Consider the following 22,602-nt stretch of genomic DNA (forward strand, 5'->3'; position numbering starts at 1 on the left):
CCGCCTTCCCAACGGTCGGTTGAGGACGGCATCCATGAAGCTCCTGCTGCAGATTTTCACCTGGTGGAACCAACAGACGATCGGAACGCGCTTCCACACCTGGCGTAACGGTCAGCGTGTCGGCGAAGACGAGCTCGGCAACGTCTATTATCAGGGCGGCAAGGACTCGGAAGGCCGCACGCGCCGCTGGGTGATCTACAGCGGCTACGCCGAAGCCTCGGCGATTCCGGCCGGCTGGCATGGCTGGATGCATCACCGTACCGACGTATCGCCGGCTGACGAAAAGTATGTCGCTCGCGAGTGGCAGAAGCCACATCGCCCGAACCCGACCGGCACCGCCAACGCCTACAGGCCGCAGGGTTCGATCGCAGGTGCCGGGGCTCGTCCGCGTGTGACCGGTGACTACGACGCCTGGACGCCGGGTTCCTGAGACACTTGTTCTCGGACAAGCGTGCGCCGCTTCGCCAAATGGTCCGGTGACCACGGGGCGGCCACATTTCATGTTTAGCGCCTGATACTCATCAACAGTGAATGCAAGGCGCGCGGGAGACAGGCGGGAATGGCGGGTTCTTATCTGCGGAAATCAATCGGCCAGACATCGCGCCGGCTCTGTGTTGCCGCGCTTGCTGCGCTGCCGATGGTTTCCTCGATCGGCACTGCCGAAGCCGCGCGTATCAACAACGCCGTCGCCGTCTTTTCCGGCATCGACAAGATCACCGGCCGTATCACGACCTTCGACGTCTACATCGGCGAGACTGTGCAGTTCGGCGCCCTGCAGGTAACGCCGCGCGTCTGCTACAACAGGGACGATACCGAAGCGCAGAAGATCACCACCTTCGTGGAGGTCGACGAGATCACCCTCGATCGCAAGATCAGACGGATCTTTACTGGCTGGATGTTTGCCGACAGCCCGGGTCTCAATGCAGTCGAGCACCCGGTCTATGACGTCTGGCTGCAATCCTGCAAGGCGACTTCGGATCTGCCGCCACCCGATACCGCGTCCAAGAAGTAACGAGCCCTAACGGACACGCTTGTCGGCGCGCAGCAAAGGTTCTGCGTGTCTTTGCGCACTCATCCTGACAGGAAAAATGGAACCACCGGGCTGGTGACCCTGGCAAGGCGGGCGATATCGTCTTGCCGGACGACGTCGGGCGCGGGTGCAGCGCGCTTGCGCCGGGCGAACGAGCGTAGCGTCGGAAAACGGGTCAATACAAAGAGATAGAGCGTCGGCATGATTCAGTTTGCGAATGCTGACGCTGGCCCCATATGCCGCGAAGGCGCGCAAAAATGGACGGCGCCTGCTTTGTGATAGCGACCGCAATGCCAGCGATCCGGCGTTGTTCTCAGAACGTCAAATCAGGTGAATTCATCGCATTGGCGAGCATGATCTCATACTCGGCCTTCGGCACGTCGACCGCACCGAACGACTTGAGATGTTCTGTCGTAAACTGTGTGTCCAGCAGTTCGAAGCCGCGTGCGCGCAGGCGCTCCACCAGATGCACAAGGCAGATCTTCGAGGCATCGGTCCGTCGGGAAAACATGCTTTCACCGAAGAATGCAGAGCCGAGCGAGACACCGTAGAGACCGCCGACCAGAGCGCCATCCTTCCAGGCTTCGACGCTGTGGGCGTAGCCCATCGCGTGGAGGGTGGCGTAGAGGGTGCGGATCTTGCCGTTGATCCAGGTGGTCGGACGATCGGGCGCCGGCGCAGCACAGCCTTCCATGACCGCTTCGAAGGCGGTGTTGAATCGGATGTCGAACTGGCTCTTGCGGATTGTTTTGGCGAGGCTGCGCGAGACGTGAAATCCATCGAGCGGGATAACGCCGCGGATCTCCGGCTCGACCCAGAAAAGTTCCGGGTCGTCGGCCGAATCGGCCATCGGAAACAGGCCTATGGAATAGGCGCGCAGCAGCATGTCCGGTGTTACGTCGGGTTGCTTGCTGCGCGTCCCTTTCAATGCACGGTCCTATTCGGACGTGGAGGCCAGATGATTCTCCAGCCAGTGGATATCATACTCGCCATTCGCGATATCCTGATTGTTGATCAGGTCCTGGAACAGCGGCAGCGTCGTCTTGATGCCGTCGATGACGAACTCGTCGAGCACGCGGCGAAGGCGCATCATGCATTCGACGCGGGTACGGCCGTGAACGATGAGCTTGCCGATCAGGCTGTCGTAGTAGGGGGGGATCCGGTAGCCCTGATATGCGCCTGAATCCACGCGAACGCCGAGGCCGCCCGGTGCATGGAAATGCGTGATCGTGCCCGGCGAGGGGACGAAGGTGCGCGGGTCCTCGGCATTGATGCGGCACTCGATCGCGTGACCGGAAAACACGATGTCTTCCTGCTTGACCGAGAGCCCGCCGCCCGATGCGACGCGGATCTGTTCGTGCACGAGATCGATACCGGTGATCGCCTCGGTGATCGGATGCTCGACCTGAAGACGGGTGTTCATTTCGATGAAATAGAACTCGCCGTTCTCGTAGAGGAACTCGACCGTGCCGGCGCCGCGATATTTCAGCTTGCGCATGGCGTCGGCGCAGATTTCGCCGATCTTCATGCGCTGTTCGACGTTGAGGGCGGGGGAGTTTGCCTCTTCCCATACCTTCTGGTGACGACGCTGCAGCGAGCAGTCGCGTTCGCCGAGATGGATCGCGTTGCCCTGACCGTCACCGACGACCTGGATTTCGATATGGCGCGGCTTGCCGAGATACTTTTCCATGTAGACCGCGTCATTGCCGAATGCGGCAAGCGCCTCGGAACGAGCGGTCGACACGGCTTCTTCGAGATCGGCTTCGCTCTTGGCCACCTTCATGCCGCGGCCGCCGCCGCCCGCGGTTGCCTTGATCAGGACAGGGAAGCCGATCTTGCGCGCGACTTCGAGCGCATTTTCGGGGCGCACTTCGCCGTCGGAACCCGGAACCACGGGGATGCCAAGTTCCTGCGCCGTCTTCTTGGCGGTGATCTTGTCGCCCATGATGCGGATATGTTCCGCAGTCGGTCCGATGAAGGTGATGTCGTGCGCTTCGAGGATTTCGGCAAACTTGGCGTTTTCCGACAGGAAGCCGTAGCCCGGATGCACGGCATCGGCGCCGGTGATTTCGCAGGCCGCGACGATCTGGTGAATGTTCAGATAGCTATCGCGCGACGGCGGAGGGCCGATGCAGACGCTTTCGTCGGCGAGACGCACGTGCATGGCGTCGCTGTCGGCCGTGGAGTGCACGGCCACCGTGGCGATGCCCAGTTCCTTGCAGGCGCGCAGTACGCGAAGTGCGATTTCGCCGCGATTGGCAATGAGAATTTTCGAGATCATCGCAGCGCCGCCTTATTCGATTACGATCAGCGGCTCGCCATATTCGACGGGGGCTGCGTCCTGGACGAAGATTTCGGTCACCTTGCCCGAACGCGGGGCAGGGATCTGGTTCATGGTCTTCATCGCTTCGATGATCAGAACCGTCTGGCCTTCCTTGACCACGGTGCCGACCTCGATGAAGGGGCGGGCGCCTGGAGCGGGTGCGAGGTATGCCGTGCCGACCATGGGGGCCGTGACAGCGTTCTTGGAAGTGCGGCTGGTCTCCGCCGGGGCGGCGGCAGCGGCTGGCTGTGCGGCATGGACAGCCGGCTGGGCCTGGTAGGTCGGCATCGAGACAGCGACCGGCGTGCCGGCGCGCGATACGCGGATGCGGAGATCTTCCTGTTCCACTTCGATCTCGGTGAGATCCGTGTCGTTCAGGATATTGGCGAGATCGCGGATCAGCGCCTGGTCGATACCGGGTTTCTTGTCAGCCATGGGATATGAGCCTCGTGTTCTTTTTATTTCGACGTTTCTGTCAGGTTCTTTAGCGCATGCAGCGCCAGAATGTAACTCTGCGCACCGAAACCGCAGATCACGCCTTTGACCGCGGGCGCGATCATCGACTTGTGGCGGAATTCTTCACGCGCGTGGATGTTGGAGAGATGCAACTCGACCACCGGAATGCCGATGGCGCGGATGGCATCATGCAGCGCGATCGACGTGTGGCCGTAGGCGGCCGGATTGATCGCGACGCCTTTAGCCTTTTCGCCGGCCTCGTGCAGCCAGTCGACCAACGTGCCTTCGTGGTTGGATTGCCGGAAATCGACCGCGAGCCCCAGCGTCTTGCCTTCCGTGGTGCACATCGCCTCGATGTCGGCGAGTGTCTGGCCGCCATAGATCCCCGGTTCACGCTTGCCGAGCGCATTCAGGTTGGGGCCGTTCAGCACGAAAATTTTGGTTGGCATGCGGGATTCCGGTCCGGTGATGGTGGGTTACCTATAGACTGATGGTCCCGCGAGGAAAAGCCCTTTGGGTCCTCGCGGGATTTGTCCACAGTTGGGGCAGATCGTCCAGGGGTGCAGGTCAGCAGGCGGTCTTGCCACAGCTGCGCATATTGGCAACCTTGCTGCTGATTTCCTCGGCGCCGACGGCGCCAAACACGGCCTCGTTGCCGATCACGTAGGAGGGCGTGCCGGTGATGCCGAGGTCGTTGGCGAGGGTATAGGCCTCGCGCACCGCCGCGTCATGCGGCTCCTTCTCCATCTTGGCGCGCAGCTGCTTTTCAGTCACGCCGAGCTTGCCGGCAACGGCAATCGCAGTTTCCTCGGTCGCGCGGTCCTCGCCACCCAAAAGGGCCCGGTGGAATTCGCCAAACTTCTCGGGCGCCACCAGACGGAATGCGGCGCTGACCTTATGGGCGGCCAGCGAATCCGGGCCGAGGATCGGCAGTTCCTTCAGCACGAAGCGGACGTTCTTGTCCTTGGCAAGGATGTCTTCCATGTCCGTCAGTGCACGTTTGCAGTAGCCGCAGTTGTAGTCGTAGAACTCGACGACCGTGACGTCTCCGTCCGGGTTGCCAAGCACCATGTCGTACTGGGAATTGAAGATCGCCTTCTTGTTCTCGGTGATCGCGCCTTCTGCCGCTTCCTGCTGCTTGGCGCGCTGCTTGGTGGCCAATGCTTCCTGGACCTCGAGCATGATCTCGGGATTGGCCAGCAGGTATTCCTTGATGAAGGCGCCAAATTCGTCCTTCTGCTTCTGGTCGAGCGCGAGAGCGCTTTGCGGCAAGCTGACGCCTGCCAGGAACGCGGCCAGCGTTCCCGCGGCAATCATTTTCGTGCTGAAATTCATATCGTCCTCGTTGTCTCTGCTTGCCCTGTCTGTCGTCCATGTCGCGATACACGGTCAATGCGTGCTTTAAAAGACGACAGGAATCTCCGGCCCCGCAACACGGCGGCAGCATAGGGTGGCGCCCGGGGAAACGAAACGGCAAAATCGGCGGAAATACGGCGCTCGCGGACTTGTGAAGCTTCAGATGATCGGGCAAAGGGGCTCCCTGGGTATCAGCGCAGGTTGCTCCGCGCCGCTTCTTGAGGAAATCGCCTTGGTAGAATTGTCGAACCGCAGCGCCGTCGAACCTTTCCACGCCATGGATGTCCTTGCCGAGGCGACGCGCCGGCGCGACGCCGGCCATCCGGTGATTTCCATGGCTGTCGGCCAACCGGCGCACGCCGCGCCGAAGGCTGCGCTGGATGCGGCGCGCAAGGCGCTCGAGCATGGCCGGCTGGGTTACACAGATGCGCTCGGCACGCTTTCGCTTCGAACCGCGATCGCCAGGCATTATCAAAATCGCCATGGCATTGCGCTCGACCCGCAACGTATCGCCGTGACCACCGGCTCGTCGGCCGGGTTCAATCTTGCTTTCCTTGCCCTGTTCGACCCGGGCGATTGCGTGGCGATCGCGCGGCCGGGCTATCCCGCCTATCGCAACATTCTTGCAGCCCTCGGCCTGACGGTCGTGGAGGTGGAAGCCAATGCCGAGAGTGGCTTTACGCTGACACCGGAAAACCTGGCGCGGGCCGCCGCCAGGGTCGGGCGCCCCTTGAAGGGCGTGCTGCTGGCGAGCCCGGCCAATCCGACCGGAACGGTGACGGGCAGGGCGGGTCTGAAGGCGCTCGCCGACTATTGTCGCGCCGAAGACATCGCCTTCATCTCCGACGAGATCTATCACGGCCTGACGTTTGCCGGCGAGGAGGCAAGCGCCCTGGAGGTGACGGACGACGTCGTCGTGATCAACTCCTTCTCGAAATATTATTGCATGACCGGCTGGAGGATCGGCTGGATGGTGCTACCGGAAAAGCAGGTCCGCGGCTTCGAACGCATCGCCCAGAGCCTCTACATCTCGCCGCCGGAATTGTCGCAGATCGCGGCGGAGGCATCCCTTGGCGCACAGGTCGAACTCGACGGCTATAAGGCCGCCTATGCCGCCAATCGCGAGATGCTGCTGAAGCGCCTGCCGGAAATCGGCTTCACGATCGCCTCGCCGATGGATGGCGCCTTCTACGCCTATGCGGATGTCAGCCGCTTTACCAATGACAGCATGGCGTTTGCCCGCCGCATGCTGGCGGAAATCAATGTGGCCGCGACACCCGGCTTCGATTTCGATCCGCTTGAAGGTCATAGGACGATGCGTTTCTCCTATGCCGGGTCGACCGCGGACATGAGCGAGGCCATGGACCGCATTGCCCGCTGGATTTCCTGATCGGCAGTCATTTCAACGGCTTGGGTCCGTCACCGGATTCTCGTTGAGAAACCCTTGATTCAAATTGTCAGGTAGACAGGCACTCTGGTCTTGTCGCCGGGCGCAGGCTTGCGCCCAAACGAGCCGCGCGTCGCCGACCGTCACGTTTCCCAGAAAAATGTGCAGCAGTCTTGCGTCAGACGTGCGTCGAGACGGACACACCGAGCATTTCGATGTTTCCTGATAAATCGAAAACGCCCCAAACGAGAAAAGCCCGGACCATGTCCGGGCTTTTCTGTTCTTTCGAAGGTGAGCGGGTCGCTTAGAAGAACCCGCGACGCTGCCACCATCCGCCCTTCTTGGGCTTGGACTGGTCTTCCTCGGCGCCTTCGGTCTTGTTCGTGACCGTCGAGGTCAGCACCGGCTCCGAGGCGATCGTCGAGATGTCGCGGTTCGCGCGGGCGGGCTTGCCTTCGTCGAGATCAGCGGCAGCCTCGACGATTGCTTCCGGGACCGGCTCCTCGGCTGCCGTTTCCGGCTGTGCTTCGACCGCGCTCTGGGCAGCTTCGTCGGCGCTCGTCACAGGCTCCTCGGCCTTGACGGCCTTCTTGCGTGTGCGCTTCGGCTTGGCGGCCTTCTCGGTGACCGGTTCCACGGCTTCCGCAACGATCTCGGCTTCGGCAACCACGGCGACCGCTTCAATCTCGGCTACCGACGGTGCTTCCGCATCGCCCTGTTCGTCGGCTTCGCCGTCGGCAGATGCAGCAGCCTGCTCTTCGCCCTCGACTTCACCTTCGCCCAATTCTGGACGGTTGCGACGGCCACCGCGCTTGCCGCGGCGGCGACGCTTGCGCTTCTGTTCGCCGTCGGCGGTCAGCGCATCCGTATCGTTTTCGTCCTCGTCGCCATCGGTCTCGGCGGCGTCTTCGGCATCATCGGCGGTATCGCCGTCCTGCGCGGCAGCGCCTTCAGCCTGCTGGCTGCCCTTGCCACGCCGACGGCGGCGACGCTTGCGCTTGCGGCCGTTCTGGTCGTCGGCCTGGGCGGCAGCCTTCGGCTGCTCCTGGCGCTGTTCGACCACGACTTCTTCTGCTTCTTCTTCGTCGAGATCCTCTTCGATGACGATATCGTCGTCCTCTTCAGGCTCCGGCTCGAAGTGCAGGATCTGTTCGATCTTGACCGGGTTTTCCACCGGTTCGCCGCGATCGATCGCGAAGTGCTGCGCGCCGACATGGGCGTCAGCCTCGATGATGATCGAGACGCCGAAGCGCTGCTCATAATCCATGATCGTGGAGCGCTTGTGGTTGAGCAGATAGAGCGCGATATCCGGGATCGTGCGCACCGTGATGTTGTGCGTGGTGTTCTTGAGCAGATACTCTTCGATGCCACGCAGGACATGCAGCGCGACCGACGACTGCGAACGGACGTGACCCGTGCCGTTGCAATGCGGGCAAGTCTGCATCGTCGATTCGAGAACCGAAGCGCGGATACGCTGGCGCGACATTTCGAGCAGGCCGAAGTGCGAGATGCGACCGACCTGGATACGGGCGCGATCGTTCTTCAGGCAATCCTTCAGGCGCTTCTCGACAGAGCGGTTGTTCCGCTTTTCTTCCATGTCGATGAAGTCGATGACGACGAGACCGGCAAGGTCGCGAAGGCGCAGCTGGCGCGCAACTTCTTCGGCGGCTTCGAGGTTGGTCTGAAGTGCCGTGTCCTCGATCGAATGCTCGCGGGTCGAGCGGCCGGAGTTGACGTCGATCGAAACCAGCGCTTCCGTCTGGTTGATGATGATGTAGCCGCCGGACTTCAGCGTCACCTGCGGCTGCAGCATGCGGTCAAGCTGCGCTTCGATGCCGGAGCGCGAGAAGATCGGATGCACGTCACGGTAAGGTTGAACCACCTTGGCGTGGCTCGGCATCAGCATCTTCATGAAGCCCTTGGCTTCCTTGTAACCTTCTTCGCCGGAAACGACGATCTCGCTGATGTCCTTGTTGTAGAGGTCGCGGATCGAGCGCTTGATCAGGCTGCCTTCCTCATAGACGAGGCAGGGGGCCGTGGAATTGAGCGTCAGCGTGCGGACGTTCTCCCAAAGGCGCATCAGATATTCGAAGTCGCGCTTGATCTCGACCTTGGTGCGGTTTGCACCGGCCGTGCGCAGAATGACGCCCATGCCCTGCGGCACTTCGAGGCCACGTGCGATTTCCTTCAGGCGCTTGCGGTCCTGCAAGTTGGTGATCTTGCGGGAAATGCCGCCGCCCCGGGCCGTGTTGGGCATCAGCACCGAGTAGCGACCGGCAAGCGACAGATAGGTCGTCAGCGCTGCGCCCTTGTTGCCGCGCTCTTCCTTGGCCACCTGAACGAGCAGGATCTGGCGACGCTTGATGACTTCCTGGATACGGTACTGCTTGCGCGGCTTGCGAACATGCCGATCGGGAACCTCTTCCATCGCGTCTTCGGCGCCGACGGACTCGATGATTTCCTTTTCGCCGTCGTGATTGTCGTCATCATCGTCGTCGTCATCGCGACGGCGACGGCTGTCGACATCTTCGGAGATCGAATCGGTGTCGACCATGGCGGCCATCTCGCCGCCATTGCCGTCTTCGCCGGCCTCTTCGGCTGCAGCCGCAGCAGCAGCTTCTTCGGCGATCTTTGCCTTGGTGCGACGGGGACGCTTCGGCTTCGCCTTGGTCTTTTCGGCGGGCGCTTCGGTCTCGACGACGGCTTCAGGCGCTACCTCGGCGACCTCGGCTGTGACTTCCGCCTCAACCGCCTCGACGGCAACGTCCAGATCGACGGGAACGCCGAGCGTGGTCTGCGTCGGCGTTGCCGTTTCGACATGTTCGATATCGTCGTCGCGGCGCGCTTCTTCGGCTTCAGCCTTCAACAGCGCCTGACGGTCGGCAAGCGGGATCTGATAGTAGTCGGGGTGGATTTCGGCGAAGGCCAAGAACCCGTGGCGGTTGCCGCCGTAGTCGACAAAGGCGGCCTGGAGCGAGGGCTCCACACGCGTTACCTTTGCGAGGTAGATGTTGCCGCGGATCTGTTTCTTGTGTTCCGATTCGAAGTCGAATTCTTCTATGCGGTTCCCGCGAACGACAACGACGCGCGTCTCTTCTGAATGAGACGCATCGATAAGCATTTTCTCTGCCATCTAAATGGTGCTCCTCGACGCGACAACGGAACGGGCGGCAGGCGTTCTTCCATGGGAAGACTGCCACTCGCGTCGGATGTTGCGCCGGATGTGAAAGGTCCTGTCTGGTGCAGGTGATGGTGCAGCAGCCAGATGGCAGCCGGAACGATGTCGTTCCGGGGCCTCTTTACTTCTGACCGATACCGCTGAGTCAACATCAATGACCAAACAAGAATGCCAATGTCAAAGGTCTCATAAAGACCCGATGAATGCGCCCGCTTGCGGGCTTTCCGGTGAAAAATCACCGCCAAGAGCTCCGGCCACCGCCGGAAATTTGCGATCCAGTATACGGGGAGGAAATGCAGCGACGGCGGATGAACACCTTGCGGCCGCGGAAAGATGATACGGTTACAACCGGCAATTCCGGCCCGACCACTCCCTGGCGCCAAGCTCTGGAAAGCTCCGGCTGCCCGGCCGACGATTCTATCCCGTCAACACTTTCTCCTTGTGATGCTTTTATGTTTTCTATGTCACATTGGCAAGGGAAAAGCCTGCGCTGCCACAATAATGATCGATTCGCTTGCCCCCGTAGAGTAGGTCGGACGACGGCGAATCGCATGCCTTGGCCGCGTTGCTTCAGGAACGCTGTCAAGCTTTGGTTAACCGTAAGGGTTCATTGATCGGGGGATGTGGCGGTATGGCGGGCGAATGTCGTGCGCGCTTGCCGCTTTATGTTCGTGGATAGACGGAGAGACCGGGGTGAAGCCTTCGGCTAATCATATGTGCGCTTCACTGTTGTCGCGGTTGCTGCGTTTTCGCGGCCGTGTCGTTGCGTCGATGCTCGTTGCCGGTGCCTTGATGGTGGCTGGCACCTTTGCGCATGCGACCGAACCTGCTCCAACGCCCCTGTTGGCGTTCGCGGCGCGTGTGGCCGGCGACGATGCGCGCACGCGCGTTGTGGTGGAGTTCGATCGCAAACCGGAATTCTCCATACATTATGTCGCAAATCCGGTTCGGGTTGTCGTCGACCTGCCCGAGACAGCTTTCGGCCTGAAGGCCGAGAGCCTGGAAGCGCGCGGCCTGTTCGAAGCCATTCGATACGGAGGCATGGGTGCCGGCAGTTCGCGCCTTGTCTTTACCTCGAAGGGACCGGTCGCCGTCAGTCATGCCGAAGTGATCGAGGAGGAGGGCGGTAAAAGCTACCGCCTCGTTATCGATGCGGAGAAGGTGGATCAGACCCGCTTCGATGCCCTTCTGGGAGAACAGCAGTGGACCGGTTCCATCGTCGCCGCAAAGACGGACCGGCCGAGCGTTACGCCTGCGCAGAAGAGCGGCGCCTTCGTAATTGCGATCGATGCCGGACACGGCGGGATCGATACCGGTGCGATCGGCAGCGGCACCAAGACTGAGGAAAAGCACGTCACGCTCGCCTTCGCACAGGAGCTGGTCACCACCCTCAATCGCGAAAGCGGCATCGAGGCCTTTCTGACGCGCGACAAGGACGTGTTCCTGTCTTTGCCGCAACGGGTCCAGATCGCCCGAAACAAGGGCGCCAACCTGTTTATCTCGATCCACGCCGATACGCTGAAGCAGAAGGACATTCGCGGCGCGACCGTTTATACGATCTCTGACAAGGCGTCCGACCATCTGGCGGCAGATCTGGCGCAGCGCGAGAACCTCTCTGACGAGATCGCCGGCGTACCGCTGCAAAGCGAGCCCGCGGAAGTCGCCGATATCCTCATCGATCTGACCCGCCGCGAGACGCAGGCATTCTCGGTCAACATGGCGCGCACGGTGGTTTCGTCCTTCGAAGGGCAGATCAATCTGATCAACAATCCGCACAGGCACGCGGGCTTCCGTGTGCTGCAGGCTCCGGATGTTCCTTCGATCCTGCTGGAGCTCGGCTTCATGTCGAACAAGGACGACGAGAAGCTGCTGCTGGACCCCGAATGGCGCAAGAAAGTGTCCGGTCTTCTGGCCGTCGCGGTAAGGCGCTACCGCGAGCAGGCGGTCGCAAACGGCGGCTGACGACCGGTTACGGCACGCCGTCCGACACTGCGGCATAGGAAGTGATTTGTGTCGCCCCGGTAACAGCGATATGCTTTTCAACAGGATGCGCACTCGATAATCGTAAACAAGCCCTATTTTACGCACAATCCGGGACCTATCCCGTGTTGCGCCCGGATTTGTTGGGAAACATGTTGATGCCCGGTGCCCCTCGCCATATGAGGAGCTGGGTGGCGCGTATAGCCGCGATGCCAGATGTTTTCTGATGGAAGCGTTTGGTCAGGCCGATGGGACGGGAAGCGTCTCGATCGGTTCGAGTGGCCTGGCGATTGGACGATAATAAGGTACCGGTATCTGACTGATGATCAGACTGATTGGATATTTCTTCGGCATTGGTGCGTTCTTGCTGCTCGGTGTCGCCGCGGCCGTTGCCATCTATCTCGGCAGCGTCACCAAAGATTTGCCGGATTACGAGGTGTTGGCGAAGTATTCACCGCCGGTCACCACGCGTTTTCACGCCGGTAACGGCGCGCTGATGGCGGAATACGCCCGCGAGCGGCGCCTCTATCTGCCGATCCAGGCGATCCCGGACCGCGTCAAGGCGGCGTTCATTTCGGCTGAAGACAAGAACTTCTATCAGCATCCCGGCGTCGACATTACCGGTCTTGCGCGCGCGATCGCCGTCAACCTCCAGAACTTCGGATCGGGCCGCCGCCCGGTCGGCGCGTCGACGATCACCCAGCAGGTGGCCAAGAACTTCCTGCTCTCGTCGGACCAGACGATCGACCGCAAGGTCAAGGAAGCGATCCTCTCCTTCCGCATCGAGCAGGCCTACAGCAAGGATCGCATCCTCGAGCTCTATCTCAACGAGATCTTCTTCGGCCTCAACTCCTACGGCATAGCCGGCGCAGCGCTCACCTATTTCGACAAGTCCGTGACGGAGTTGACGATCGCTGAAACCGCCTATCTTGCAGCGCTGCCGAAGGGCCCGGCCAATTACCATCCCTTCCGCAAGGCGGATGCCGCAATCGAGCGACGCAACTGGGTCATCGACCGCATGGTCGAGAACGGCTACGTCACCAAGACGGACGGCGAGGACGCCAAGCAGCAGCCGCTCGGCGTCAATCCGCGCCGCGGTGGCGCGCATCTCTTTGCCTCCGACTTCTTTGCCGAGGAAGTGCGTCGGCAGATCATCCAGAAATACGGCGACAACGCCCTTTACGAGGGTGGCCTTTCGGTTCGCACCTCGCTTGATCCGCGCATGCAGATCGCCGCGCGCAAGGCGCTGCAGGACGGACTGCTCAGCTATGACGAGCGCCGCGGTTTCCACGGTCCAGTCAAGTCGATCGAGATCGGCGGCGACTGGGGCGAACCGCTCGGCAAGGTCGTTGCGCTGTCCGACGTGCCGGAATGGAAGCTGGCGGTCGTGCTTTCGGCCGATGCCCAGGGTGTCGAGATCGGCATCCAGCCGGACAAGGAAGCGTCCGGCAAGATCATTGCCGAACGCGTGACGGGTCATATCTCGGCCAAGAACATGCAATGGGCCTACCGTTCGGCAAGTGGCGAACGCAAATCCGCAAAGTCGCCTGAAGGTGTGCTGGGTCCGGGTGACGTCGTCTATGTCGAGCCGCTGGCGGATAAGGGCGAATACCGCTTGCGCCAGCCTCCGAAGGTTCAGGGCGGCCTGGTCGCCATGGATCCGCAGACCGGCCGCGTGCTCGCCATGGTCGGCGGCTTCTCCTACGGCCAGTCGGAATTCAACCGCGCCACGCAGGCGATGCGCCAGCCCGGTTCCTCTTTCAAGCCCTTCGTCTACGCGGCAGCACTCGACAACGGCTACACGCCGGCATCGGTCATTCTCGATGCGCCGATCGAGATCGTCGCCGGAGGCCAGGTCTGGCGTCCGGAAAACTACGGCGGCGGCTCGGCCGGCCCGTCGACGCTGCGCCTCGGCATCGAGAAGTCGCGCAACCTGATGACGGTTCGCCTCGCCAACGACATGGGCATGAACATCGTTGCCGAGTATGCCGAACGTTTCGGCATCTACGACAAGATGCCGCCGCTTCTGGCGATGTCGCTGGGCTCCGGTGAAACCACGGTTCTGCGCATGGTGTCGGCCTATTCGGTTCTGGCCAACGGCGGTAAGCAGATCAAGCCGTCGCTGATCGACCGCATCCAGGACCGCTATGGCAAGACGATCTTCCGTCATGAAGACCGGACCTGCGACAATTGCAATGCGGGCGATTGGGCAGAGCAGGACGAGCCTGTGCTGACCGACAACCGCGAGCAGGTGCTCGATCCGATGACCTCCTATCAGATCACTTCGATGATGGAAGGCGTGGTCCTGCGCGGCACCGCCGCCGGCAAGATCAAGCTCGACCGCCCGGTGGCCGGCAAGACCGGTACCACCAACGACGAGAAAGACGCCTGGTTCGTCGGTTACACGCCTGATCTCGTCGCCGGCCTCTATCTCGGTTTCGACAATCCGGCACCGCTCGGCCGCGGCGCCACCGGCGGCAGCCTTGCCGTGCCGATCTTCAACAATTTCATGCAGGAAGCCGTGAAGGGCTCGCGTCCCGGCAAGTTCGTTGTGCCGGAAGGCATGAACATGATCGCCGTCAACCGCAAGACCGGCATGGCCGCCTATGAGGGTGAGCCGGACACCATCATCGAAGCCTTCAAGCCCGGCACCGGTCCGGCCGATACCTTCTCGGTCATCGGCGGCCTCGACCAGTACGTGCCGCCGGAGGAAATCCTGAAGAATTCTCCGCAGGCCAATCAGGCCGTCACCTCCGGTTCCAACGGCCTGTTCTAGGGCTATCCTTCGTCTCCCGATGCCCGCCGCCTTTACATCAGCGGCGGGCATCGCTATTTGACGCTCACGTTAATTCGGGTTCACAAGAAGCAGGATCATGCGCAGCGAAATCGAGAACATTGTCGACGAAATCAAGCAGGCCATAAGCCTGCTGAGGAGGCATCTTTGACTGGGATCAGGCGGTAAGACGACTGGACTGGTTGAACAACAAGGCGGAAGATCCGTCGCTGTGGAATGATGCGACCGAAGCGCAGAAGCTGATGCGCGAGCGCCAGCAGCTCGATGACGGCATCAACGGCCTGCGCCGCTTCGAGCAGCAGCTGCGCGACAACATCGAACTGATCGAGCTCGGCGAGGAAGAAGGCGACGCAGCCATCGTCGCTGACGCCGAACAGGCGCTGCGCGAGTTGCGCAACGAGGCGGCCAAGAAGCAGGTCGAGGCGATGCTCTCGGGCGAAGCCGATCAGAACGACACCTATCTCGAAGTCCATTCGGGCGCCGGCGGCACCGAAAGCCAGGATTGGGCCAACATGCTGTTGCGCATGTACACCCGCTGGTCCGAGCGCCAGGGATACAAGGTCGAACTGATGGAAATTCAGGACGGCGAAGAGGCGGGCATCAAGTCGGCGACCTTGCTCGTCAAGGGCCACAATGCCTATGGGTGGCTGAAGACCGAATCCGGCGTTCACCGCCTGGTGCGCATCTCGCCCTATGACAGCAACGCGCGTCGCCACACGTCGTTCTCTTCGATCTGGGTCTACCCCGTGGTCGATGACTCGATCCAGATCGACATCAACGAGAGCGATTGCCGCATCGACACCTATCGTTCGTCGGGCGCCGGCGGCCAGCACGTCAACACGACGGACTCGGCGGTGCGTATCACGCACATACCGTCGGGCATCGTCGTGCAGTGCCAGCAGGAGCGTTCGCAGCACAAGAACCGGGCCAAGGCCTGGGACATGTTGCGCGCACGCCTTTACGAGTCGGAGCTGAAGAAGCGCGAAGACGCTGCCAACGCCGAAGCGGCATCGAAGACCGATATCGGCTGGGGCCACCAGATCCGTTCCTACGTTCTGCAGCCCTACCAGCTGGTCAAGGACCTGCGCACGGGCGTAGAAAGCACGGCGCCGGGCGACGTGCTCGACGGCGAGTTGAACGAGTTCATGGAGGCTGCCCTTGCCCACCGCGTCAGCGGTGGTGCGGATGCCGCCGTGGATGACCTGAACTAGTCCGGTAGCGGGCGGCTCACGCCTTGCAGATATGAAACGAAAAAGGCCGGATGTTTTCATCCGGCCATTCTTTTTGGTATTTGACGCATCGAAATTTCCCGCAAACGCAAGCGGCGGCGCTCAAGCCCTTTCCTTGCTCTGATCGTCGTCTCAGGACCATGGCAGAGCGGCTATGAGACAGGGTTCAGTTCGATGCCCGCTCGACCTTGATGTCGCCGAGGTCGTCGATCAGCACCGTCCAGGTCTCGGGCTCGCGTGCGGCGGGATCGGTTTTGAGATAGACGGTCGCGAACATGCCGGGCTGGGCGGTAACTCCGGTCGACGTTTCCGGCCTGATGTCGGTCACATAGGCCTTCAGCGACGAGAATTCTTCCAGTTCTGCCGAGGAGACGACCTCCGGTCCGGCAGGCGTCGCCTCGATCTGCTGCAGGTGGATCTGCGCTGTGCCGTCCTGTTGCCGAAGCGCGATCAGCTTGTAGTAGCCGCGTCTTGCGACGTCGGCATTGCCCGGTTCCGACGGTGGCTCCGCCTGCGCGCTGTTGGGATCCAGCCCGGAAAGCGGATCGCCGCTTTCTTCCCAGTAGCCGGTGCTGGTGACGAAGGTCACTTGCGGCGAAACCACGTTTGCATCCTCGGCATGGACGCTCGCGCCGGTTAAGGCGAGAAGAAGCGCAAGGATGAGTGGCTTGTGCATCGCTATTGATTTCCCGTTCGAACCGCGACGCGGTGCTTGTTGTGGAATCGACCCATGGCTGGGCAACCGGCGGTCGCCGCAATCATAGCATATCGCGCCTCGGAGCCGTCGGCTCAATTGGAAAACTGTTCGGCAAGGATCCGGTCTGACCAGGAATGATCGGGATCGGACAGGATGCGGGCGGTCATCTTTTCCGATTCGGCGATCCGCACCTTGGCGACCGACTTGACCTCCTGGTGGTCGGCGACGGCGTTGACCGGCCGCTTGTCCGCCTCCAGGATTTCGATCTCGACCGTCACGTGATTGGGCAACAGGGCGCCGCGCCACCGTCGCGGGCGGAACGGGCTGACGGGTGTCAGCGCGAGAAGCGGAGCCTCCAGCGGCAGGATCGGTCCATGCGCCGAAAGATTGTAGGCTGTGGAGCCAGCAGGCGTCGCCAGCAACAACCCGTCGCAGGTCAGTTCCTCGAGCCGCGTCTTGCCGTCGATAACGACACGCAGCTTGGCGGCCTGGTAGGATTGACGGAACAGGTAGACTTCGTTGATGGCGAGCGCCTTGAACGTCGCGCCGTCACCGTCGGTGGTCTGCATCTCCAGTGGGCGAAAGGCATTTTCCACCGCGTTGCAGATCCGCGCCGTCAGGTTCTCGGTGCTGTAGCGGTTCATGAGAAACCCGACCGATCCCCGGTTCATGCCATAGACGAGCTTGCCCGTGTTCATCGTCTGGTGCAGCGTCTGCAGCATGAAGCCGTCACCACCGAGTGCAACGATGACATCGGCCTTCTCAGCATCATGATCGCCGTAGATCGCCTTCAGATCGGCCGCCGCCTTTTGCGCCTCTTCTGCAGGGGACGCCAGGAACGCGAGAGAAGTGAACGTGCGGGCCATGAATTTTCAGTCCGTTCAACAGGTTGGGCATCGCCGCGGTGGCCGAGCCTAGGCTTCGTTTCTGGCACGGAGTGACCCCGAACGCATCTGAAAAATTGGGACAATTCGCAATTTTGCTTTACACGACGTGAGATTATGATAACTCCCACGGCAGAAAGTGCCCTTATAGCTCAGTTGGTAGAGCATCTGATTTGTAATCAGAGGGTCGGGAGTTCGAGTCTCTCTGGGGGCACCACTTTTTCCAGCAACGTCGTTATTTCAAGTGGCCTCTGTCTTGTGCGGCCAAGGCATCGCTGCGCCCAACTGGGCGGGCAGCATCCAACTGTGATCCCGATGCCGATGTGGTCATGGTCCGCCGGCAAGGCGGTCTTGTTCAGATCTCGAACGACCCGGCTGCCTTTGGAACAACCTCGCGGCATTTCTGCATCGCGTTCAGAAGATTGTCGGCGAGGTACTCGATGAGGGCGCGGGTCGCCGGCAACATGCCGTGGCGCGATGGGAAGACGAGGTGGACGACGACGTCGCCCGAACTCCATTCCGGCAGCACCGGGGCGAGCACGCCGGCGCGGAAGGCGCGTTCGCAAATGTGGTCAGGTAGAAGCGCCACGCCCATGCCTTCGATGGCGGCGCGCTCGAGAATCAGGAAATCGCTACAGCCGATGATGGGTCGATGCGAAATCTCCGTGGTCTTTCCATCGGTATCGACGAGGCGCCAGACATCGGTGGCGTGGCTCTCGTTCATCGACAGCGTCGGCATTTCGCTCAGATTGTCGATCGTGATGTCGTCGAGGCGGGTGAGCAGGGTAGGGCTCGCCGCCAGCCTCTGGCGCACCTCTCCGAACCTGCGAATGATCAGCTGGTTGTCGGTGTCGAGCTGATCGCGAGCGCGAAGCGCCACGTCGATGCGTTCCTCGATCAGATCGATCCGTCGATTGGTCGCCGTGATCAGCAGCCGAACGCCCGGATAGCGGCGATGGAAGGCGGGCAGGATGTCGGCGAGCATCGGCGTGAAGCCGAGCGGGCATGCAAGGCGCACAGTGCCGGTCGGCTCGGCCTTGACCGCGGCAATCTCCGCTTCGGCCACGGCGATGCCGTCGAGTAGGCTCTGGCAATGCTCGTAGAAGACCTGGCCGATCTCGGTAACACGCAGCTTTCGCGTCGAGCGCTCAAGCAACCGGACGCCAAGCTGCTCTTCCAGGCGCGCCACGTGCTTGCTGAGCTTGGATTTGGGTATGTTCAGATCGCGTGCGGCAGCGCTGAAACCGTTGTTGCGCACGACGGCTGCGAAAAGAGCCATGTCGTTGAGGTCCTGCATCGGCTTGTCGTCTCCCATCGCCGGATCACCGGTGTCACTGTTTCCATCTGGAAACAGTATGTCAAATAACCACCGACTTATCGCGCGATTGTTTTCCAATCATATGTGAACCACCGCAACGCCAACACAAAGGTGCTTCACATGAACGTCCTTCACATCGACTCCGGTATCCTCGGTGATCACTCGGTTTCCCGTCGCCTGACCGCTGCCATCGCCAGCCAGATCAAGGCTGATCGCCCGGATGCCAAGGTTACCTATCGCGATCTCGCCACCAGCCAGATCCCGCATCTGACCGGTGCCCAGATCATGGCACCTGCCGATCTTGCAGGTGTTGATGCCAGCCTGGCCGCCGAAGTCAAGATCGGCCGCGAGATGCTTGAGGAATTCCTGGCTGCCGACACGATCGTCGTCGGCGCGCCGATGTACAATTTCTCCATTCCGAGCCAGCTGAAGGCCTGGATCGACCGTCTGGCCGTCAATGGCAAGACCTTCCGTTATACCGAATCTGGCCCGGAAGGCCTGGCCAAGGGCAAGAAGGTCATCGTCGCCTCGACCCGCGGCGGCCATTATTCCGCAGGACCAGCCTCGGCGATGGATCACCAGGAAGCCTACCTGAAGACGGTCTTCGGTTTCTTCGGCATCACTGACGTCGAGTTCGTCCGCGCCGAGGGCCTGAACCTCAGCGCCGACTCCAAGCAGGTTGCGATCGCCGAAGCCGAAAAGACCATTGCCGAAGGCACTGTTCTTCGCCTGGCCAGCTAATCAAAAGTTTACCGGATCGCGTCAGCGATCCGGTAAAGGGCCGTTGGCCCCATTGCGGACGGTGCCGGTTGCGCATGCAGCCGGCATTGTCCGTTTTCGGATGCGTGCATCTGTATTATGATGTGATTATGAGAGACCGGCGAGGAAGGCTTTTGGCTGTAATCGCTGCGGTGGTCACGCTGGTGGCCGCCGATGCTGGATTTGCGGCTCCGCCCGACACGCGCTGCACCTGCCGCAATCGCGACGGCTCAAAATACGAGCTCGGCCAGACCGCCTGCCTTCGCGTAGACGGCAACGCTTATCTCGCGCGCTGCGAGATGAACCTCAACGTCACCACTTGGAAGAAGCTCCGGGACGGTTGCCCGACGGCGAGCAACGAGAGCCGATGGCTCGAGGCCGATACCGCGGAACGTTTCTGAAGTTTGTCACCAGACCCGACGACCGTCTCCGGCTCCAGAAAGCCGGAGAGCGTTTTCCATCTCTGGCCGCGGCAGCCAGGCTTACTTGGCCAGGAACTGCCGGGCCGCATACATGGCGATCGCCGCTGCATTCGACACGTTGAGGGACTTGATTGCACCGGGCATGTCGAGACGGGCGAGGGCCTTGACGGTCGACCGCGTCTTCTGGCGAAGACCCTTGCCCTCCGATCCGAGCACCAGCGCAACCTTTTCTCCGGCAAACGTGCCTTCGAGCGGTTCGGGTCCCTCCGAATCAAGCCCAATCGTGTGGAACCCGAGACGATGCAGTTCCTCGATCGTGTCGGACAGATTGGTGATCTGGATATACGGGATCATTTCGAGCGCGCCGGAAGCCGACTTCGCCAGAACGCCCGATTCGGTCGGGCTATGACGGATGGTGGTGATCAGGGCGCCTGCATCGAACGCGACGGCAGAACGCATGATTGCGCCGACATTGTGCGGGTCGGTGACCTGGTCGAGTACGAGGATGAGCCGGCAGTCGCTGAGCGCTTCGAGCTTGCGCAGGGGCAGCGGTTTGGTTTCGAGCATCACGCCCTGATGGATTGCATCGGGCCCGAGGATCTTGTCGAGATCATGCGGCGCTACGGTCTCGACCGGGAAGGGGAGTTCGGACAATTCGCCGAGTTCGAGCCGTGCAGCGGCGTTCTGGGTGACGCACAGGCGAACGATCTTGCGCGACGGGTTGTCGAGTGCCGCGCGTACCGTATGAAGGCCGTAGAGCAGTACCTGTTCCGGTGCCAGTGTCGGCGGCTTCCAGTCGCCCGGCTGCTTGCGCCAGCGATCCTGCTTGGGTGTCGGGATTTCCCCGCGCTCGCGCTTGGCATCGCGGTGGGCGCGTCGGAGAGTGGCGTAATGGGTGTTCTTGGCGCTCTTGTCGCCGATATCATCTTTGCTCATGCTGGCCTTATAGAGCGCTTCGCCTGACCTGGGAACGGAATTCGATGGCAGTGGATAAAACGAGCCTGCTGAGAAATTCCCAAAAAATTCCGTTGAGGCGTGTTGACAGGAGCAAGGCGGGCCGTCATATACCCCCCGCAGAACGAGAGGCGGCCACGACAAATCGCTGGATGTCTCACGATCTCAAATGCTTGGTCGACTTGATCCCGACAGAATAATGGAGGGATGCCCGAGTGGTTAAAGGGGACGGACTGTAAATCCGTTGGCTTCGCCTACGTTGGTTCAAATCCAACTCCCTCCACCATTCTGCTTCTGGATCGAAGGCCCGCGGGTATAGCTCAATGGTAGAGCAGCAGCCTTCCAAGCTGAATACGCGGGTTCGATTCCCGCTACCCGCTCCAGCAGCGCCAACCTCCCATCGCTTGTTAACATGACACTTCAATTGCTTTGCGTAAGCCGTTGTTTGTTCGTTATTCGACCCCCAACCTGATTCGCGAATCGGTGCGGCTTGTATCTTTGCTGCTCCGTTCTTACATGTTGCTGGGAAATGGCCGCCGTGGCCGGTCCGGGCGCACGCAATTAAGTCTTGCGCAAATCCCTTGAAACCCTTAAACGGCTCCACAAACCGGCCCCGCCGGCTGATCAATCATACTTGACCACAGGAAACGTACCCATGGCAAAGAGCAAATTTGAGCGCAACAAGCCGCACGTTAACATTGGCACGATTGGCCACGTTGACCATGGCAAGACGTCGCTGACCGCAGCGATCACGAAGTACTTCGGTGAATTCAAGGCGTATGACCAGATCGACGCTGCACCGGAAGAAAAGGCCCGTGGTATCACGATTTCGACGGCTCACGTTGAGTATGAGACGCCGAACCGTCACTACGCGCACGTCGACTGCCCCGGCCACGCCGACTACGTCAAGAACATGATCACCGGTGCTGCCCAGATGGACGGCGCGATCCTGGTTTGCTCTGCAGCTGACGGCCCGATGCCGCAGACGCGCGAGCACATCCTGCTTGCTCGCCAGGTTGGCGTTCCGGCGATCGTTGTGTTCCTGAACAAGGTCGACCAGGTTGACGACGCCGAGCTTCTCGAGCTGGTCGAGCTTGAAGTTCGCGAACTGCTGTCGTCCTACGAATTCCCGGGCGACGACATTCCGATCATCAAGGGCTCTGCACTTGCTGCACTTGAAGATTCCGACAAGAAGATCGGTGAAGACGCGATCCGCGAGCTGATGGCCGCTGTTGACGCCTACATCCCGACGCCTGAGCGTCCGATCGACCAGCCGTTCCTGATGCCGATCGAAGACGTGTTCTCGATCTCGGGCCGTGGTACGGTTGTGACCGGTCGCGTTGAGCGCGGCATCGTCAAGGTTGGCGAAGAAGTCGAAATCGTCGGCATCCGCGACACGTCGAAGACGACGGTTACGGGCGTTGAAATGTTCCGCAAGCTGCTCGACCAGGGCCAGGCCGGCGACAACATCGGCGCGCTGGTTCGTGGTGTTAACCGTGACGGCGTCGAGCGTGGTCAGATCCTGTGCAAGCCGGGTTCGGTCAAGCCGCACAAGAAGTTCATGGCTGAAGCCTACATCCTGACGAAGGAAGAAGGCGGCCGTCATACGCCGTTCTTCACCAACTACCGCCCGCAGTTCTACTTCCGCACGACGGACGTAACGGGTATCGTTACGCTTCCGGAAGGCACGGAAATGGTTATGCCTGGCGACAACGTCACCGTTGCCGTTGAGCTGATCGTTCCGATCGCGATGGAAGAAAAGCTGCGCTTCGCTATCCGCGAAGGCGGCCGTACCGTCGGCGCAGGCATCGTCGCTTCGATCGTCGAGTAATCTG

General features: G+C 61.1%; 19 protein-coding genes and 3 tRNA genes. 12 read left to right on the forward strand and 10 right to left on the reverse strand.

Annotated features, from left to right (window positions below):
* Window positions 1-34: 34 nt before the first annotated feature.
* The gene (locus RTP54_RS06730; protein WP_112808270.1) at window positions 35-430 is read left to right on the forward strand and encodes an NADH:ubiquinone oxidoreductase subunit NDUFA12; all 396 of its coding nucleotides are present in this window, start codon (window positions 35-37) and stop codon (window positions 428-430) included.
* Window positions 431-559: 129 nt separating this feature from the next.
* The gene (locus tag RTP54_RS06735) at window positions 560-1,012 is read left to right on the forward strand and encodes a DUF2155 domain-containing protein (protein ID WP_112808268.1); all 453 of its coding nucleotides are present in this window, start codon (window positions 560-562) and stop codon (window positions 1,010-1,012) included.
* Window positions 1,013-1,343: 331 nt separating this feature from the next.
* Here the strand turns inward: RTP54_RS06735 and aat are convergent, their stop codons facing one another.
* The 5 genes from aat to RTP54_RS06760 form a co-directional block, all read right to left on the reverse strand.
* Window positions 1,344-1,958 (reverse strand): leucyl/phenylalanyl-tRNA--protein transferase, encoded by a 615-nt coding sequence (gene aat / locus RTP54_RS06740; RefSeq protein WP_112808266.1) that lies wholly within the window; start codon window positions 1,956-1,958, stop codon window positions 1,344-1,346.
* Window positions 1,959-1,967: 9 nt separating this feature from the next.
* Window positions 1,968-3,311 (reverse strand): acetyl-CoA carboxylase biotin carboxylase subunit, encoded by a 1,344-nt coding sequence (gene accC, locus RTP54_RS06745; protein ID WP_112808264.1) that lies wholly within the window; start codon window positions 3,309-3,311, stop codon window positions 1,968-1,970.
* Window positions 3,312-3,323: 12 nt separating this feature from the next.
* Window positions 3,324-3,788, reverse strand: a complete 465-nt coding sequence (gene accB / locus RTP54_RS06750) for an acetyl-CoA carboxylase biotin carboxyl carrier protein (protein ID WP_112818362.1) — start codon at window positions 3,786-3,788, stop codon at window positions 3,324-3,326.
* Window positions 3,789-3,811: 23 nt separating this feature from the next.
* Entirely contained in the window at window positions 3,812-4,258 is a 447-nt protein-coding gene (aroQ, locus tag RTP54_RS06755; RefSeq protein ID WP_112818361.1) for a type II 3-dehydroquinate dehydratase, read from the reverse strand.
* A 118-nt stretch (window positions 4,259-4,376) separates the two neighbouring features.
* On the reverse strand, window positions 4,377-5,144 hold the full coding sequence (locus RTP54_RS06760) for a DsbA family protein (protein ID WP_112808258.1): 768 nt from the start codon (window positions 5,142-5,144) through the stop codon (window positions 4,377-4,379).
* A gap of 298 nt (window positions 5,145-5,442) precedes the next feature.
* Between RTP54_RS06760 and RTP54_RS06765 the strand changes: the two genes are divergently transcribed.
* Window positions 5,443-6,555 (forward strand): pyridoxal phosphate-dependent aminotransferase, encoded by a 1,113-nt coding sequence (locus RTP54_RS06765; RefSeq protein WP_409517115.1) that lies wholly within the window; start codon window positions 5,443-5,445, stop codon window positions 6,553-6,555.
* A gap of 301 nt (window positions 6,556-6,856) precedes the next feature.
* Here RTP54_RS06765 and RTP54_RS06770 read toward each other — a convergent pair whose 3' ends face one another.
* Window positions 6,857-9,685, reverse strand: a complete 2,829-nt coding sequence (locus RTP54_RS06770; RefSeq protein WP_312361656.1) for a ribonuclease E/G — start codon at window positions 9,683-9,685, stop codon at window positions 6,857-6,859.
* Between the two features lie 816 nt (window positions 9,686-10,501).
* Here RTP54_RS06770 and RTP54_RS06775 point away from each other — a divergent pair.
* The 3 genes from RTP54_RS06775 to prfB all read left to right on the forward strand — a co-directional run bounded on the left by RTP54_RS06775 (window position 10,502) and on the right by prfB (window position 15,715).
* On the forward strand, window positions 10,502-11,692 hold the full coding sequence (locus RTP54_RS06775) for an N-acetylmuramoyl-L-alanine amidase (protein WP_409517116.1): 1,191 nt from the start codon (window positions 10,502-10,504) through the stop codon (window positions 11,690-11,692).
* A 340-nt stretch (window positions 11,693-12,032) separates the two neighbouring features.
* The gene (locus RTP54_RS06780; protein ID WP_312361657.1) at window positions 12,033-14,486 is read left to right on the forward strand and encodes a penicillin-binding protein 1A; all 2,454 of its coding nucleotides are present in this window, start codon (window positions 12,033-12,035) and stop codon (window positions 14,484-14,486) included.
* 97 nt (window positions 14,487-14,583) lie between these two features.
* A protein-coding gene (gene prfB, locus RTP54_RS06785) for a peptide chain release factor 2 (RefSeq protein ID WP_312361658.1) occupies window positions 14,584-15,715 on the forward strand; the annotation gives its coding sequence in 2 pieces (ribosomal slippage) (window positions 14,584-14,652 and window positions 14,654-15,715; 1,131 coding nt in all).
* Window positions 15,716-15,899: 184 nt separating this feature from the next.
* Here prfB and RTP54_RS06790 read toward each other — a convergent pair.
* Both RTP54_RS06790 and RTP54_RS06795 read right to left on the reverse strand, forming a co-directional pair.
* Window positions 15,900-16,409: a hypothetical protein gene (locus tag RTP54_RS06790; RefSeq protein WP_312361659.1), complete on the reverse strand. Its 510-nt coding sequence runs from the start codon at window positions 16,407-16,409 to the stop codon at window positions 15,900-15,902.
* Window positions 16,410-16,522: 113 nt separating this feature from the next.
* Window positions 16,523-17,296 carry an NAD kinase gene (locus tag RTP54_RS06795; protein ID WP_112818355.1) on the reverse strand — a complete coding sequence of 258 codons (774 nt, stop codon included), beginning with the start codon at window positions 17,294-17,296 and terminating at the stop codon, window positions 16,523-16,525.
* A gap of 159 nt (window positions 17,297-17,455) precedes the next feature.
* Here RTP54_RS06795 and RTP54_RS06800 point away from each other — a divergent pair.
* Window positions 17,456-17,531: transfer RNA gene (locus tag RTP54_RS06800), tRNA-Thr, on the forward strand.
* Window positions 17,532-17,669: 138 nt separating this feature from the next.
* On the opposite strand, the gene RTP54_RS06805 is transcribed toward RTP54_RS06800, so the two are convergent.
* On the reverse strand, window positions 17,670-18,611 hold the full coding sequence (locus tag RTP54_RS06805; protein WP_112808337.1) for a LysR family transcriptional regulator: 942 nt from the start codon (window positions 18,609-18,611) through the stop codon (window positions 17,670-17,672).
* Window positions 18,612-18,752: 141 nt separating this feature from the next.
* On the opposite strand from RTP54_RS06805, the gene RTP54_RS06810 reads away from it, so the two are divergent.
* A complete protein-coding gene (locus RTP54_RS06810; protein WP_112808336.1) occupies window positions 18,753-19,373 on the forward strand; it encodes an FMN-dependent NADH-azoreductase in 621 nt (206 codons plus the stop codon).
* Window positions 19,374-19,501: 128 nt separating this feature from the next.
* Complete coding sequence (locus RTP54_RS06815) at window positions 19,502-19,792, forward strand: hypothetical protein (protein WP_312363201.1); 291 nt, start codon at window positions 19,502-19,504, stop codon at window positions 19,790-19,792.
* Between the two features lie 81 nt (window positions 19,793-19,873).
* On the opposite strand, the gene RTP54_RS06820 is transcribed toward RTP54_RS06815, so the two are convergent.
* Entirely contained in the window at window positions 19,874-20,749 is an 876-nt protein-coding gene (locus RTP54_RS06820; RefSeq protein ID WP_112808221.1) for a TrmH family RNA methyltransferase, read from the reverse strand.
* A 219-nt stretch (window positions 20,750-20,968) separates the two neighbouring features.
* Here RTP54_RS06820 and RTP54_RS06825 point away from each other — a divergent pair.
* From RTP54_RS06825 to tuf, 3 genes are all read left to right on the forward strand, one after another.
* Window positions 20,969-21,053: transfer RNA gene (locus tag RTP54_RS06825), tRNA-Tyr, on the forward strand.
* A gap of 23 nt (window positions 21,054-21,076) precedes the next feature.
* Window positions 21,077-21,150: transfer RNA gene (locus RTP54_RS06830), tRNA-Gly, on the forward strand.
* Between the two features lie 272 nt (window positions 21,151-21,422).
* Window positions 21,423-22,598 (forward strand): elongation factor Tu, encoded by a 1,176-nt coding sequence (gene tuf / locus RTP54_RS06835; RefSeq protein ID WP_112818702.1) that lies wholly within the window; start codon window positions 21,423-21,425, stop codon window positions 22,596-22,598.
* Window positions 22,599-22,602: the final 4 nt, after the last annotated feature.

The sequence above is a fragment of the Ensifer sp. genome (assembly GCF_031989085.1).
In the GTDB taxonomy this organism is placed as follows: domain Bacteria; phylum Pseudomonadota; class Alphaproteobacteria; order Rhizobiales; family Rhizobiaceae; genus Ensifer.